Below are 14,837 nucleotides of genomic sequence, written 5' to 3'. Positions count from 1 at the left end.
CTCCTCACAGCGTCGTGGAAGGTTCGGGGTAGGCGCAGGGCACGCAGATGCCGAGCGAGAGCGGGATGACGTATCCCGCGTCGCGCCGGCACTGCGGGCAGGTACGGCGCGCGCACATCGCCTTGGCGAGCGCGGCACGTTTGGCCGGCGTCATCGGGCGGACCGGCTTGGCCAGGTCCTCGCGGTAGAGGTAGGCGACCAGCGGACCCCGCCGGTAACGGGGCCTGAGCACCTGCGCCGCGATCGGCTGACCCCCGGGACGCAGACCGCGCGCCCGGAGCTGTCGGCGGGTCGCGTAGCCGTCGGGGGCATAGCGCCACGGGAAGGTCGGGACGCCGTAGCGGGCGCCGTTCGGGTCGAAGCACTTGCCGAACGAGTAGCCGCTCACGGGGTGGTGGCGGCGCGTTCGGCGAGCAGGGTGTCCCGCAGCATCCGGGCGTTGGCCGGAGAGGTGTGAACCTCCCGGCGAATGCCCTCAGCCGTCACCTTCACGTCCGGCCAACCGGCGGTCACCTTCCGTGCCTCATCGAGCAGTTGAGCCGCCGTGCGCTTCGGTCGGGCGGTCCGCGCGGCTGCGGGGAGTCGACCGGTTGCCCGACGCGGGCGGGTCGACTCGGCCGGTACCGGACGCGGTGCGATCGAGGCGACCGGAGCCGGAGCCACAGCCGGGACCGGCTTGAGCGGGACACTCGACTTCAGGAACTCGACCGTGACCGGGTCGGGCATCCGCAACGGCGCTGCGGTGATCGGCGGCGGGGTCGATTCTCCGAGGTCAGCCGTAGACCGAATCCTCTCGGTCTCGGTAGATTCCTCCGCATTCGCGGCCGGGGCCGAAATCGGGGCGGGGCGGTGGTGCAGGACCTTGGCGACCAGGTCCGAACCGAAGTAGATCGACCCGACCGGAAGCGACGTCGCGAGCAGCACAAGAGCCCAGTTCGCCGGGTCCCAGTCGGCCAGACGAGACCAGTCGACCGTGCCACCGTCCGCGTGCAGCCCCGGCACGAGCCCGTGCACGTAGTTGAGGACCAGCGAGGCCAGCGTGTAGGTGCCCAGCACCCGCAGCGCGAACTTCCGCGCGTCGTCGGTGAGCACGAGAGTCGCGATCAGGGCGAGCGCCATCAGACCGTCGACAACGAACGGGTACAGCGTCGCCGCCGTCTCATCCGCGCCGACCGCCCCGGCGATGTCCCGCAGCGCGTTCCACGAGACCCGGAAGGCCATGCCGACCACGGCGACCAGGGCCAGCACGAGGGCGGCCCTGCCTTTGCGGTTGAGGTTCATGCCGCACCCCCGAGGGCGAGCAGCGCGGCGAGGATAAGCAGCGCCCCGCCCACGCAGGTCAGGTCGACCGCGCGGCGCAGACCCGTGAACTTGGCCAGGGCGATGCGGGACAGGTTGGCGATGTCCGCGCTCAGGTCCTGGGACAGGGTCGCGGTGATCTGTTCGGCGGTGAGGGTGGCCCACAGCGGGAAGCCGTGCCGGCCACTCAGGTTCGGGCGGACCGACCGCAGCAGCAGAGCCGCCGCCGCGATCAGCAGTCCCGTCCCGAGTCCGCCCGCGATGTAGGCGTGCAAGGGAAGGGGGACGTCTTTGGCGACCGTCCACGAACCGGCCAGGACCGCGCCGACGAACGCCAACAGCAGACCGGTCTTCGTATCGGTCCGCGCGATCTCCGCCTTCACCTCCGCATGCGCGGCGGTGAGCGTCTGCGGGGTACTCACGCGCCCACCCCGGCAGCGTGCTCCGTGGCCGTGTTGGCCAGCGTGCGGCGGGCCGCCAGCACCCGGCGGCGAGCCCGGCGGATACGCCGCGCGTCCACCTCGTTCGGCGTCCTGTCCAACGCGATGATCTGCGCGTCCAACAGGTCGATGTCCGCCGTGATGACGGGCATCTCCCGGTCGATCGCGTCCAGCTCCGCAGCCGTCGGCTCACGGTCGAACTCGTCGGCGGTAACAACCTTCTGATCAGCACCGATGTACACCATGGGTCGTAGTTCCCTTCACAGGTGGAACGGCCCGAACGAGGCCCCCGGGTCGCACCCCGGGGGCCTCTCGCCGTTGAAGTCGAATGTCCGGCTCCCCTCAGCGCTGCTCGTACGAGACGAGCAGCGGAGGCAACCGGCCCACAGCCGATGAGCTGCGGAAAGGTCAATCGCGCTGTACCGCACACGGGGACAGAACCCGCGCACGCCGCCCTCTTGCTTGCAGAGGTGGGACGGGCAACCTCAGGCACGCTGTTGAGTTTTCAATCAATGCGCGCTCACTTCGTACTCACCCCTGCGGGCTTTCCTCCGGGCACATCCCTAGGGTTCCCTAGGGTTCCCTGCGGTGTCAAGCGGTAAGGTAGGGAACCTCAGGGAAGTGACGACAAGGAGCGAGCGACATGGCAGGCCAGGCCGACAATCGGGCCCCGTACGCGAAGATTGCCGCCCACTACACAGAGCTGATCACGTCTGGTCAGCTACAGCCGGGGTCCCTCTTGCCGAGCATCAAGAACCTCTCGGAGGAGTGGAAGGTGAGCACCGCAACGGCCGAGAAAGCGCTGCGCAAGCTGCGCAACGACGGCCTCATTCGCGGCATCCACGGCATCGGCACTGAGGTGTTGGACCGGCCTGCCTCTATGTCATCGGGGTCTCAGCGCCAGGACCGAGGACGCCGTACCGGATCCAGTTGGGGCCAGGGCGAGCGGTCCGATTCCCATGAGGCAGCCGTGGTTTCTGCCCCCGCTGACGTAGCTCAAGCTCTAGACATCGAGCCAGGGGTCGAGGTGGTCCGCCGTAGCCGGGTCTACCGGGATCGGCACGGCATCGTTGCTCACAGCACGTCATGGATCCCCGCTCGATACGGGAAGCTAATCCCTCAACTAGCAGCGAGTGAGCGACTGACCGGCGGGACGTCGCTCCAGCTCATCACCCAGGCAACTGGCCACCCGATCAGCCACCGGATCGACACTGCTTCCGCGCATCTCCTTACGCCGGAGTACGCACGGCTCTTGGAGCTTGACCCCGGCAGCCCGCCGGCCGAACCAGTAGTCGTGATGACTGCGAAGTTCGTTGACACCGAAGGCAACATCGTTGAGTACGGCGTGGACCTCGGAGGCCCGGGCCGTACGTGGCGCACGGAATCGGAGGTCTCCTCGTGACGGTCATGGACGACACGCTCATGAGCGTGTTGGAAGACCGCCTAGGAACGCTGCTCGCGGCTCGCAGGGCTGGCACAATCACGCCTGAAGCTGAAGCAGAGATAGAAACCATCGCCCAAACCTTGACGAGACCGATGCCACCGCACCCGCCCTTCTGTGTCCTAATGGCCGGACTTCCCGGTTCCGGCAAGACCACCCTTTCCCGCGTCCTCACAGCCCGTGGGTTCGTTCGCCTGTGCCCGGACGAGGAGATGTACCGCCGGCACGGCGTATACGGGGTGGACTTCCCACGGGGCACCTTCCCCACCCTTGAGCGGCCGGTCCTCGAAGACGTGGCTGACGAACTGAGCGAACAGCTCAAGGCGGGGCACGACGTGGTTGTTGACCACGGTTTTTGGACTCCTGAGGATCGGGACAAATGGCGAGCCATCGCCACTGACGCCGGTGCGACACCCGTGCTTGTCTACCTCGCGGCTAGCCACGATGAGCTTTGGGCGAGGATCAATAAGCGCAACGAACTCCACGAGAACGATCCAAATTCGATCTACTTCGCTGAGAGCGACCTACAGCGGTACCGCACGCGGTTTGTCCCCCCCAAGGCAGACGAACCGCACCTCGTCTACGGCGGCGATACGTCCGCCCTGTTTGCGGCTCTAAGCACTGCCTCTCCTCGACCCCCCGAGGGTTAAAACGCAGGCCAATTGCCGGGCATGCTCCGTCTCGGATTTCCTCCCCCGAACCCTCACGCCCAAGCGCGGTGAGACCTTTCCTATTCCATCAAGTGCCCGCGCACGATATGGGCGCGGGCCGTCTCTGAGGCACGGACCACCTCCTGTCTGCGCCTCGGCTGGCCGCGCCCGGCGGCTGCGGGCATGAGGCGGGGGGGGCGCGCCCTCTGCGGCTCGGGCTGTCGAATTTACCGATCCTTCGAGTCTCCTACTGAGAATTACTCGGAAGACCTCGCCCACGCGCTTCTGCTACGTAATCGGCCGTACTGATCTGCATTACGTTCTCATTCTCGTCCCGCTTGAACCAGTAAAACCAAGAGGGGATCACGGGATTACTCTGACGCGTTGTGCAAATCTGGTCTTGAAGTTCTCGACAGGAAGACAACTTTGGCGGTTTACGCCGACTCATTGAGTCTTCCCACATTTTCGCCGCACGCCCCTCGGATGCTTCCTTCTCTTTAGCATATTCACGGTTCGCAAGCGCCATTTCGAAAATTTCCTTCATTGCCGGGATGAGAGGCGCGAAGATTGCTGTAGCCGAGTCAGCAAAAGAGAGCTTAAAAAGAATTGAAGCCAAGCAAGCCAAACCAAATAGCAGGATTCCAATACCAGCCAGTGTCGCACTCCACCGCCGATGATCTGAAGCCCCCCACGCAAGGTTACTGCGTTGACTCACAAGGACATCGAGCGGGTACGGAAGATCTTCAGTATCACTATACCAATTATTAAGCTTTTTAGGTTTGTGCCTCGCGGCAGCCTCGGCGATAGTAGTGTTTGACGGCCGATCAATTAGCGTCACATTCCAGGGAAGATCGAATACATAGGTGTCAAATTCCTCTTGAACAGACGCCGCTTGCTTATTTTTTCGCTTTTCTCGCGAAGCCCCCAGAATACTGACGAAGAGCAGGATAACAGCGACACAGACGCCAAGCGCCTGCCTGGCAGATGGAAGCGCCAAGGATAGAACCGCACCTGTAAGGCCGCCAACGATAATGAGAGAGGTGCGCACATTATGCAGCTGCTTGGCGTCTTCGTAGAGTTGCCTCTGTGCGGCGAGCAACCGCAACGGCCTACCCTCATTTTGGCGCAGCATTATTTTTCTAGGCGACATCGACGATGTCATGAAACGTCCTAGCTACCCGTAGTTTGGGAAATTCTGGCCAAAAATAGACTTCCATCCCCGAATCGCGGCCGCCTGGTTTTTGGCAGGACCTGCAGAGGCAAACCAAGCATTCTGAGCATCCGAGTGCGCTTGATTTACCGCCTGCTGGATTTTGTAGGCGCGATCTGGCGTCAGATACTGACTTACGTCGTTTCCGTCATTCCAGCAGTTATAGATCGAGCTTTTCGCCTGACTGAACCACTGCATCACTGACCAGTCGTATTCTTTCCAATCCACGGAAGTCTGCAGTGCGATCACTTCTATGTGATAGCTTTGCAGTTTCACACTCTGCCGACGATTCCAGTCTTTGATGAACTTAATCACCTGGCGAATTTTGGGTCCATGGTCGGATGCTTTTTGAGTAATCTTGCTGGCGTGATTACCAGGTTTTGTTTGAAGCCATACTTCCCTGTTCATATCGGGGATCTCATAGTGCGTTACTGCTCCTGCATCGTTGACATTCCTGACAGCAGGAACCACATCAATATCTGGCCAGGACTGAAACTTAATCGTCACCGCCTGACCGTTGCGTCGAACGTTTCCAGCCCCTGGGCCAAGGGCGCGCTTAACGTTGGACAAAACCGTCGACGGTAGACGACCTTTGATGTGCTTTTCATAGTGGAGTACGGCCATAATGTCAAGGTCGGCATATCCCTTCAATGCAGTAAATCTAGGAATCGAACCCATAGCAAATGCATCGAGGACGGTAAATGACGTGCCCAGCTGCCTCAGCACCCAATCTTTGCGAATATTGGCGGTAGATCGATGGTCACCCGGGAGATTAATATCTTGATGAAATTCGGAGAACGCTGAATCAACAGTCCATGCCATACGTGCAGATTAGTCGACCACTCTGACAATCTGTTGCGAGATCGTATGATTTCTACGTCATGTGCTGCTCAAGGGGTACCGAATCTGCTGGACTTCAAGTGTCACGGTTGCCGGAATGGCAAACAAGCTTTGGCAGGCAGCCCCTGACACACCTGTGTGTCCTCGCTTCTCGCCACTTCCGTGAACACGAGAGAGCACCTACCCGAGCCCTCCTGAGGCCGTGGAAGGGCCGCCATCGCCGGGCCGTCCCTGGGCCGTCCGGCAGCAACCAACGACGACAGACAACGACCGTCGACAACAACTCTTCCCCTGCTCAGACAGGGTTCCCGAGACACCCCCGCAGGTCCCAACTCCTGAACCAGAGTTGAGCAACTCCAGAGGTTGAGCGCAGGATGGCCGTCATGACCTCCAGTGCACGCCGCCCCCTCCTCAACCGCCGTCTCGCCGAGTTCGGCACCACGATCTTCGCCGAGATGTCGGCCCTCGCCCTGAGTACCGGCTCGATCAATCTCGGGCAGGGCTTTCCCGACACGGACGGCCCCGAGGAGATCCGGGAGGCGGCCGTGCGGGCGCTGCGCGACGGGCGCGGGAACCAGTACCCGCCGGGGCCGGGCGTCCCCGAGCTGCGTGCGGCGATCGCCGCGCACCAGGAGCGCCGGTACGGGCTGACGTACGACCCCGCCACCGAGGTCCTCGTCACGGCCGGCGCGACCGAGGCCATCGCGGCCACCCTGCTCGCCCTGCTGGAGCCCGGCGACGAGGTGATCGCCCTGGAGCCGTACTACGACTCGTACGCGGCCTGTATCGCGATGGCGGGCGGTACGCGCGTGCCGGTCACCCTGCGGCCGCACGAGGAGACCGGGGACGACGGGGCCGTGCGGCGACGGTTCCGGCTGGACCTCGACGAGCTGCGCGACGCGGTCACGGACAACACCCGGCTGCTGCTGATCAACACCCCGCACAACCCGACGGGCACGGTCCTCACCCGCGAGGAGCTGACCGCGATCGCCGAGCTGGCCGTCGAGCGGGATCTGCTGGTCGTCACCGACGAGGTGTACGAGCATCTGGTCTTCGACGAGGCCGAGCACGTACCGCTCGCAACCCTGCCCGGGATGCGCGGGCGCACGGTCAGCATCGGCTCGGCGGGCAAGACGTTCTCGTTCACCGGCTGGAAGGTCGGCTGGGTGACCGCCTCACCCGAACTGGTGACGGCGGTCCGCTCGGCGAAGCAGTTCCTCACGTACGTGGCCTCGGGGCCCTTCCAGTACGCGGTCGCCGAGGCGCTGGCGCTGCCCGACACGTACTTCGACGCGTTCCGCGCGGACATGCTGGCCAAGCGGGACCTGCTGAGCGCGGGGCTCGCGGAGGCGGGCTTCGGGGTCTTCACGCCCGCCGGGACGTACTTCGTCACCACCGACATCCGGCCGCTGGGCGAGACCGACGGCTTCGCCTTCTGCCGCGCTCTCCCCGAGCGGGCGGGTGTCGTCGCCATCCCGAACGCGGTCTTCTACGACCACCGGGACGCCGGGGCACCCTTCGTCCGCTTCGCGTTCTGCAAGCAGACATCGGTCCTGGAGGAAGCGGTGAGCCGCCTCAAGACGCTCGTCGGCTGAGGGTCACGCACCAGGCCATCGGCTCAGCCGGCCGCACGAAATGGGTCCTGGGAGCGGCAGTCCCGGCAGCGGCCCGGTTGCGGCGCGCGGAAGCCCCGGTCGCAGCCGTCGCAGTTCCGGAGAGGTACGACCGTCGGACGTACGGGGGACTCCGGGCTTCCGACCCGTACGGGCGGGGCGAGCGGGGTCTCCTTGAGCCGGTGGGCGAGGAGGCCGGCCGGGCGGGTCAGGAAGGTGTCGGGGAGCCGTGCGGTGAGGTGGTCCGTGATGTGCGTGGGCAGAAGGCCCGCCGCGAGCCACTCGGTGACGGCCGGGCCGAGACGCGCTGCCTCCTGCTCGGACAGCACGAGGCGGGGGTCGATCCCGCGCAGAGCGGCAAGTACGGCGACAGCTCGGGGGTCGGTGTCGGCGAGCGGGGCCGGTGGCTCGGGCTCGGCGTACACCTGCGGCCGTGCTGTCTCCTGCACCGCTTCTCGCGCGGGCGGAACCGCCTCCGCGACAGGGCCTCGCTTCCGCGGCCGGGGTGGCCTGGGCGGCTCGGTAGGCCCGTCCGGATTCGGTACGCCGCCGCCGGGGACGTCGTAGAAGTACGTGCGGGTACGGACCTGTCCGGTGGGCGTCCGCTCGCGGCGGCGCTCCAGGTATCCGGCCGATTCGAGTTCCCTGAGCGCTCGCGAGATCAGGATCTCGCCCTCGCTGAAGTGCTCGCACAGGGCGGTGATCGTCACGGGGGAACCGTCGGGCAGGGAGGAGATGTACGCCGCGACGCCGATCGTGACCGCGCTGCCGCGCCGCTGTGCGAGGGCGTTGGCGAGGACGGTGAAGTCGGCGGTGAGGCGGGTGCGTACACGGATCACGCCGGAAGTCGGAGTTCCGGCGTCGGCGCGCAGGCGCGCGTTAGACTGCGATTCAGCCATCGGGAAGGTGCTTTCTTCCTGGTTGGTCAGGCCCTCGTTCGGGATGCCAGTCCCGGCCGGGGGCCGTATCTGTTTGCGGTTGTCGCGGCGAACGTAGCCGCCCGGATCTCGCTGCTGCAAGCCGGTCACTCGGACGGGTGACGCGGGCTTCCCGCGCAGGGAGGGCGGGTGGGCGGGTAGTTCTTTCCCCCGGTTCTTTGGGGAGGTCAGTGGCCCACCGGCCCCTCACGGACAAGGGCACGGTGCACCCGCGAAACGGGCGGCGACCGGGGCCCGGCCGCCCGCGCCCCGGACACCCGCGCGATCCGTGTGACGCGCGTGCTCACCGCGAGGTGCGCAGCCGGTCCGCCGCCTCGCCGTCCGGCGCATGGGGGGTTGTCACGCAGGCGCGCCGCACCTGGGGAGAAACGGGGTGAACCGGACCCGCCCGGCCGCGCGTTGCTCGCAAATGGTGTGGATTGCCTTCAATGTTTCGGATGTGACCCTCGCCCGTACCCTCGCGCCCCCCACCGTCACGCCACCCGCCGGGACCCCGCGTCCGGCGCGGTCCCGGCCCGTTCTCGCCGCCACGATGGGCACCGCTCTCGGGCTGTTCGTGGCGGCCCGGCTGCTGGGTGCCGCGGCCGTGGCCCTGACCGCGTGGGCGGTCGGCGAGCATCCCGTACTGCTGCTCGGGCGGTCCTGGGACTCCATCTGGTATCTGCGGATCGCCGGGGACGGCTACGGGCGCAGCCTGCGGTTCCACCCCGACGTCGTCCACAGCGACCTGGCGTTCTTCCCGCTCTATCCGGGGCTGCTGAGGGCCGTCATGGAGATCACCCCGCTCAGCGGGCCCGCCGCCGGGCTGCTGGTGTCCTGGACGGCCGCCGGGGTCGCCGCCTGCGGGATCTACGCGATCGGGGCCCGGCTGCACGACCGGGCCGTCGCCACCGCCCTCGTCCTCCTGTGGGCCCTGCTGCCGCACTCGGTCGTGCTGTCGATGGCGTACACGGAGCCGGTCCTGACCGCCTTCGCGGCCTGGTCGCTGTACGCCGTCCTCACCGGCCGGTGGGTCTGGGCGGGCGCCCTCGCGGTGGGCGCGGGGCTGGCCCGGCCGAACGGGTTCGCGGTCGCCGCGGCGGTCCTCGCGGCGGCGGCGTACGAGCTGTACCGGCGGCGCGGAAAAGTTACCCACAGGCTGTGGACGGGCGCGGCGCTCGCCCCGCTCGGCTGGCTGGCGTACGTGCTGTGGGTGGGGCGGCGGCAGGGCGATCCGCTCGGCGGGTACTTCGAGGTGCAGCGGCTGTGGGGCTCACGCTTCGACTTCGGCCTGGACGCGCTGCGCTTCGTACGGCATCTGCTGCTGGAGGGCGACCTGCTCGTCTTCCCGATGTCGATGGTGATCGTCGCGGCGGCCCTGCTGATGTACGGGCTGCTGCTCGCGGACCGCGCTCCCCTGCCGCTGCTGGTCTACGCGGGCGTACTGATGTTCGTGGCGGCGGGGGGCGCCGGGTTCTTCGAGTGCAAGCCGCGGTTCCTGCTGCCGGCGTTCCCGCTGCTGCTGCCCCTCGCGTGCGCGCTGGTGCGGACGGCGAGAGCCCGGCCGTGGCACGCGACCCTGGTGGTCGGTGCCCTGGCCGGGCTCTCGTTCGCGTACGGGGCGTATCTGGTCGTACTGGCCCACAAGCCGCTCTGAGGTGAGGACGGCCTCCGTGCGGACTACTCGTCCTCTTCGGGCTTCTCGGCCTCGTCGATCTCCTGCTCCAGGCCGAGCTGCTCGACGAGCCACTTGTCGAACTCGATGGCGGCCCGCACCCAGCTGACCGTCGACGACACGAAGTGCTCCAGGCTGACGCCCGTGCCGATCAGCATCTGCGCCTCGCCGATGAGGCGGACGGTGCCGTCGTCGTGCGTGTGGCTGTAGACCTTGGGCCACAGCGTGCGCCGGTTCCAGTCGTCGATCGATTCGAGGAGCTGGTGCTTCTCGTCGATCTGGTGCGGCCGGTCGTAGAACGTCCGCACCGAGAAGACCTGCTGGTCGTCCTCACCGCGGAACATGAAGTACGTACGGAACTGCTCCCACGGCGCCGCGAGGTCTCCCTCGTCGTCGACGACATACTTCAGCTCCATCTGGTCCAGGAGCTGCTTCACAAGGTCCTGATCCGGGACGACGGGGCCCGCCGGTCCGCCGGGGTTCGGCTCTGGCTGGCCCCCGAAGTTCGGAATCGAGGACGGGTCGATGCTCACCGTGATTTTCCCTTCGTACGGATTCCGCCATCCTCCCCCATGCGGGGCGGGGGCCCGCAACCCCCGCCACCGCCGGTGACGGAATTCCGCTCAGAGCGTTTTGCCCAGAGCCGGGCCGCTCGCGGACCCGTCTGCGGGACCGCTCGCAGGACCCTCCGTGGCGACCGTCACGGGTCCCGTCGCGGGTCCCACGATCAGGCCGTCGCCGAAGGCGTCCACGCGGACCGTGTCGCCGTCCTTGACCTCGCCGGAGAGGATCTCCTTGGCCAGCCGGTCACCGATGGCGGTCTGGACGAGTCGGCGCAGCGGCCGGGCCCCGTACGCCGGGTCGTTGCCCTCGTCCGCGAGCCAGGCCAGCGCCTCGTCGGTGATCTCCAGGGTGAGCCGGCGCTCGGCGAGCCGCTTCGCGAGCCGGCCGACCTGGAGCTTGGCGATGCGTTCCAGTTCCGCCTTGTTCAGCGCCGAGAAGACCACCAGGTCGTCGAGCCGGTTGAGGAACTCCGGCTTGAAAGAAGCCCTCACCACCTCCATGACCTGTTCCTTCTTCTGCTGCTCGCTCGTGACGGGGTCGACCAGGAAATGGCTGCCCAGGTTCGAGGTGAGGACCAGGATGGTGTTGCGGAAGTCGACCGTCCGGCCCTGCCCGTCGGTGAGACGGCCGTCGTCCAGGACCTGGAGCAGGACGTCGAAGACCTCCGGGTGCGCCTTCTCCACCTCGTCCAGGAGCACGACGCTGTAGGGGCGCCTGCGCACCGCCTCGGTGAGCTGGCCGCCCTCCTCGTAGCCGACGTAGCCGGGAGGCGCGCCGACGAGGCGGGCCACGCTGTGCTTCTCGCCGTACTCCGACATGTCGATGCGGATCATGGCCCGCTCGTCGTCGAAGAGGAAGTCCGCGAGGGCCTTGGCCAGCTCGGTCTTGCCGACACCGGTGGGGCCGAGGAAGAGGAACGAACCGGTGGGCCGGTCCGGGTCGGCGATCCCGGCGCGCGTACGGCGTACGGCGTCGGAGACGGCCTGCACGGCCTCGCTCTGGCCGATCAGGCGGCGGCCCAGCTCCTCCTCCATGCGCAGCAGTTTCTGCGTCTCGCCCTCCAGGAGGCGGCCGGCGGGGATGCCGGTCCAGGCGCCGACCACGTCCGCGATGTCGTCGGGGCCGACCTCCTCCTTCACCATCGTGCCCTTGGCGGCCTCCACCTCGGCCTCGGAGGCCTCCTCCAGGTCCCTCTCCAGGGTGGGGATCTCGCCGTAGAGCAGCTTGGAGGCGGTGTCGAAGTCGCCGTCGCGCTGGGCCCGCTCGGCCTGGCCGCGCAGCCCGTCGAGCCGCTCCTTCAGCTCACCGACGCGGTTGAGGGACTGCTTCTCCTTCTCCCAGCGGGCGGTGAGGCCGCGCAGCTCCTCCTCCTTGTCGGCGAGGTCGCGGCGCAGCTTGTCCAGCCGCTGCTTGGAGGCCGCGTCGGTCTCCTTGTCGAGCGCCAGCTCCTCCATGCGCAGCCGGTCGACGACCCGCTGCAGCTCGTCGATCTCGACGGGCGACGAGTCGATCTCCATGCGCAGCCGGGAAGCGGACTCGTCGACGAGGTCGATGGCCTTGTCGGGCAGGAAGCGGGAGGTGATGTACCGGTCGGAGAGAGTCGCGGCGGCGACGAGCGCGCTGTCCGCGATGACCACCTTGTGATGGGCCTCGTACCGGCCCTTGAGGCCGCGCAGGATGGCGATGGTGTCCTCGACGCTCGGCTCGGCGACCAGCACCTGCTGGAAGCGCCGCTCCAGCGCCGGGTCCTTCTCGATCCGCTCGCGGTACTCGTCCAGGGTGGTGGCGCCGACCATGCGCAGCTCGCCGCGCGCCAGCATGGGCTTCAGCATGTTGCCGGCGTCCATGGCGGAATCGCCGCCCGCGCCCGCGCCGACGACGGTGTGCAGCTCGTCGATGAAGGTGATGATCTGGCCGTCGGAGTCCTTGATCTCCGCGAGGACGGTCTTGAGCCGCTCCTCGAACTCGCCGCGGTACTTGGCGCCCGCGACCATCGCGCCCAGGTCGAGCGAGACCAGCCGCTTGTTCTTGAGGGACTCCGGCACATCGCCCTTGACGATCCGCTGGGCGAGGCCCTCCACCACGGCGGTCTTGCCGACGCCGGGCTCCCCGATGAGGACGGGGTTGTTCTTGGTGCGCCGCGACAGGACCTGTACGACGCGGCGGATCTCCTGGTCGCGGCCGATGACCGGGTCGAGCTTGCCGTCCCGGGCCGCGGCGGTGAAGTCGGTACCGAACTTTTCGAGTGCCTTGTACTGGCCCTCGGGATCCGGGGTGGTCACCCGGCGCCCTCCCCTGCTCTTCTCGAACGCGTCCAGCAGCTTCTTGGCGCTGGCCCCCTGCTGGGAGAGTATGTCGCCGACCTGGCCGCCCTTGGCGGCGATCGCGATCAGCATGTGCTCGGTGGAGAGGTACTCGTCCCCCAGCTCCTTGGCCCGCTCGCTCGCGTCGGCGATGACCGCCAGCAGTTCGCGGTTGGGCTGCGGCGGGGCGACGGTGGAGCCGGTCACGCTGGGCAGCGCGGCGAGGACGCGCTCGGCGCCGGCCCGTACGGCGGCCTGGTCGGCCTCGACCGCGGCCAGCAGGTCGATGATGTTCTCGTTCTCCTGCCCGGCCAGCAGCGCGAGCAGCAGGTGCGCGGGGGTGAGGTCGGGGTGACCTTCGGACACGGCCCTGCTGCTGGCCGCGTTGATGGCGTCCCGGCTCCTGTTGGTCAGCTCGGCGTCCACGTTCGCGTTCTCCTCCTCGTGCTCGTGCTCGTACTCACGCTCGTGCTCGTACTCGTGCGGTGTTGGCTGACCCAAACAACGTACACAAAGTTGAGTCTATTCCACTCAAGGGGGCTCGGGGGGACTCAGGGCCCTCAACGGGCTAGGTTCCGGTCCATGGCCTCGTACCCCGTGAACCCGCGCGATCCCGGCGACTCGTATCTCGCCTTCTGGCGGGAACGCCACATCTGCACCCTGAGCACCTTCCGTCCCGACGGCACCCCGCACGTGGTGCCCGTCGGCGTTACATACGATCCCGAGGCCGGTCTGGCTCGGGTCATCGCCTCCAAGTCCAGCAAGAAAGTACGCAACGTGCTGGCCGCGGGGCCCGACGGGATGCGGGTCGCCGTCTGCCAGCTGGAGGGACGGCGGTGGGCGACGCTGGAGGGGCGCGCGACGGTGTCCGGCGACCCGGAGCGGGTCGCGGAGGCGGAGCGCCGCTACGCCGAGCGCTACACCAGGACGCCGTCGCCCAATCCGGCCCGGGTGGTCATCGAGATCGCCCTGACGGCCGGGATGGGCAACTGCTGACGGTATGGAGGGCGTGCGGGGGGGCACGTGGGGGCACGGTCGCGGCACTAGGCCGGTTTTCACCCTTGTGGAGCCCCGGGGAAGGCATGAAGCATGCCTGCTGAAACGTGTCTGCCGGAACTTGCCTGAAAACTGCAGCGGCGTCACCGTGTTCAGGTCACGGTGACGCCGCTGCGGGGGGAAGCGCCTGAGCGATTTGAAACGACGGGGGAATCGCTTCAGGCACTGCGGGGGGTGGCTGCGATGGTTCGTACGTCCGGGGCCTCCGGCTCGTCCAGCCGATGGTCGCGCTGATCGAGGTTCACAAAGATCATTCCGTACCGAATGGCGCACCGTACCGGCTGCGGCGCCCCCCGAGGCCGCCGCAGACACCGGTACGCCCGTACGTCGTCCTCGTCGTCCCGCGTCACCACGACCGGCTCTCCGAAGACGGTCACCATCAACGAGTCACCGCTGTGGGGGATGGCGGTGGCCAGGTCGATGAAGTGCCAGCCGGAGCGGTAGGCCGTGGCCATTTCTCTGCGGAAGGACCGGTCATCGGGAGGAGTGCTCATGTCAGCCTCCGATGCTGCCGTCTATCGGCGCCACGGGCCAGCTGGTGTCAGGGGGGACAGCAGCCTCACCGCTCTGGCCGGCCGACGGCCAGCTCGTGTCCGCTCGAACGTCACCCTTCGCGTCGGAGAGGCCATCCAGTGCTCCGAAGGCCACAACGGCGGAGAAGACGGCGACAAGCACCGAGCGAAGCATTTTCTTACCCATAGTCGGCTTCGTCCTCACTTGAAGGTCCCTCTCCCCCGTCGGATACGACGATGGCTCATTCGGGCACATCATGGCCACATAATCGATGCATCATGTTCCTGCACGTTCAGGACCCTGGGGGGTGGAGATT

General features: G+C 67.0%; 14 protein-coding genes and 1 pseudogene. 5 read left to right on the top strand and 10 right to left on the bottom strand.

Translation table 11 applies throughout. The annotated features are described in order from the left end of the window. Window positions 1–4: 4 nt before the first annotated feature. Genes ACZ60E_RS13880 through ACZ60E_RS13865 form a run of 4 tightly spaced genes read right to left on the bottom strand, consistent with a single transcriptional unit; the run spans window position 5 to window position 1,984 of the window. Window positions 5–388 (bottom strand): RRQRL motif-containing zinc-binding protein, encoded by a 384-nt coding sequence (locus tag ACZ60E_RS13880; RefSeq protein WP_469440291.1) that lies wholly within the window; start codon window positions 386–388, stop codon window positions 5–7. Continuing rightward, window positions 385–1,281 carry a DUF2637 domain-containing protein gene (locus ACZ60E_RS13875; RefSeq protein WP_469440289.1) on the bottom strand — a complete coding sequence of 299 codons (897 nt, stop codon included), beginning with the start codon at window positions 1,279–1,281 and terminating at the stop codon, window positions 385–387. Before ACZ60E_RS13875 ends, ACZ60E_RS13880 begins: the two co-directional genes overlap by 4 nt. Continuing rightward, window positions 1,278–1,721 carry a Pycsar system effector family protein gene (locus ACZ60E_RS13870; RefSeq protein WP_469440288.1) on the bottom strand — a complete coding sequence of 148 codons (444 nt, stop codon included), beginning with the start codon at window positions 1,719–1,721 and terminating at the stop codon, window positions 1,278–1,280. The genes ACZ60E_RS13875 and ACZ60E_RS13870 overlap by 4 nt, the downstream gene beginning before the upstream one ends. After that, a complete protein-coding gene (locus tag ACZ60E_RS13865) occupies window positions 1,718–1,984 on the bottom strand; it encodes a DUF6284 family protein (RefSeq protein WP_469440286.1) in 267 nt (88 codons plus the stop codon). The genes ACZ60E_RS13870 and ACZ60E_RS13865 overlap by 4 nt, the downstream gene beginning before the upstream one ends. Window positions 1,985–2,382: 398 nt before the next feature. Here ACZ60E_RS13865 and ACZ60E_RS13860 point away from each other — a divergent pair, with 398 nt between their 5' ends. Continuing rightward, on the top strand, window positions 2,383–3,141 hold the full coding sequence (locus ACZ60E_RS13860) for a GntR family transcriptional regulator (RefSeq protein ID WP_469440283.1): 759 nt from the start codon (window positions 2,383–2,385) through the stop codon (window positions 3,139–3,141). Next, window positions 3,138–3,830 (top strand): P-loop nucleotide/nucleoside kinase family protein, encoded by a 693-nt coding sequence (locus tag ACZ60E_RS13855; protein ID WP_469440280.1) that lies wholly within the window; start codon window positions 3,138–3,140, stop codon window positions 3,828–3,830. The genes ACZ60E_RS13860 and ACZ60E_RS13855 overlap by 4 nt, the downstream gene beginning before the upstream one ends. Window positions 3,831–4,077: 247 nt before the next feature. On the opposite strand, the gene ACZ60E_RS13850 is transcribed toward ACZ60E_RS13855, so the two are convergent. Further along, window positions 4,078–4,992 (bottom strand): S-4TM family putative pore-forming effector, encoded by a 915-nt coding sequence (locus tag ACZ60E_RS13850; RefSeq protein ID WP_469440277.1) that lies wholly within the window; start codon window positions 4,990–4,992, stop codon window positions 4,078–4,080. A 12-nt stretch (window positions 4,993–5,004) separates the two neighbouring features. Beyond that, entirely contained in the window at window positions 5,005–5,862 is an 858-nt protein-coding gene (locus ACZ60E_RS13845) for an SMODS domain-containing nucleotidyltransferase (RefSeq protein ID WP_469440274.1), read from the bottom strand. 392 nt (window positions 5,863–6,254) lie between these two features. Between ACZ60E_RS13845 and ACZ60E_RS13840 the strand changes: the two genes are divergently transcribed. Continuing rightward, window positions 6,255–7,475: a pyridoxal phosphate-dependent aminotransferase gene (locus ACZ60E_RS13840; RefSeq protein WP_469440273.1), complete on the top strand. Its 1,221-nt coding sequence runs from the start codon at window positions 6,255–6,257 to the stop codon at window positions 7,473–7,475. 23 nt (window positions 7,476–7,498) lie between these two features. On the opposite strand, the gene ACZ60E_RS13835 is transcribed toward ACZ60E_RS13840, so the two are convergent. Continuing rightward, window positions 7,499–8,392: a hypothetical protein gene (locus ACZ60E_RS13835; RefSeq protein ID WP_469440270.1), complete on the bottom strand. Its 894-nt coding sequence runs from the start codon at window positions 8,390–8,392 to the stop codon at window positions 7,499–7,501. Between the two features lie 478 nt (window positions 8,393–8,870). Here ACZ60E_RS13835 and ACZ60E_RS13830 point away from each other — a divergent pair, with 478 nt between their 5' ends. Then, window positions 8,871–10,067 carry a hypothetical protein gene (locus ACZ60E_RS13830; protein WP_469440269.1) on the top strand — a complete coding sequence of 399 codons (1,197 nt, stop codon included), beginning with the start codon at window positions 8,871–8,873 and terminating at the stop codon, window positions 10,065–10,067. Between the two features lie 23 nt (window positions 10,068–10,090). Here the strand turns inward: ACZ60E_RS13830 and ACZ60E_RS13825 are convergent, their stop codons facing one another. Then, the gene (locus ACZ60E_RS13825; RefSeq protein WP_328495500.1) at window positions 10,091–10,618 is read right to left on the bottom strand and encodes a YbjN domain-containing protein; all 528 of its coding nucleotides are present in this window, start codon (window positions 10,616–10,618) and stop codon (window positions 10,091–10,093) included. A gap of 174 nt (window positions 10,619–10,792) precedes the next feature. Further along, window positions 10,793–13,378: pseudogene (gene clpB / locus ACZ60E_RS13820) on the bottom strand (ATP-dependent chaperone ClpB); the annotation flags it as partial. A gap of 156 nt (window positions 13,379–13,534) precedes the next feature. On the opposite strand from clpB, the gene ACZ60E_RS13815 reads away from it, so the two are divergent. Further along, entirely contained in the window at window positions 13,535–13,948 is a 414-nt protein-coding gene (locus ACZ60E_RS13815) for a pyridoxamine 5'-phosphate oxidase family protein (protein ID WP_469440268.1), read from the top strand. 218 nt (window positions 13,949–14,166) lie between these two features. Here ACZ60E_RS13815 and ACZ60E_RS13810 read toward each other — a convergent pair whose 3' ends face one another. Then, on the bottom strand, window positions 14,167–14,502 hold the full coding sequence (locus ACZ60E_RS13810; RefSeq protein ID WP_189773067.1) for a Rieske (2Fe-2S) protein: 336 nt from the start codon (window positions 14,500–14,502) through the stop codon (window positions 14,167–14,169). Window positions 14,503–14,837 lie beyond the last annotated feature (335 nt).

This window comes from Streptomyces sp. NPDC102514 (assembly GCF_055584525.1).
This window is presented reverse-complemented; position numbering and strand designations above follow the sequence as displayed.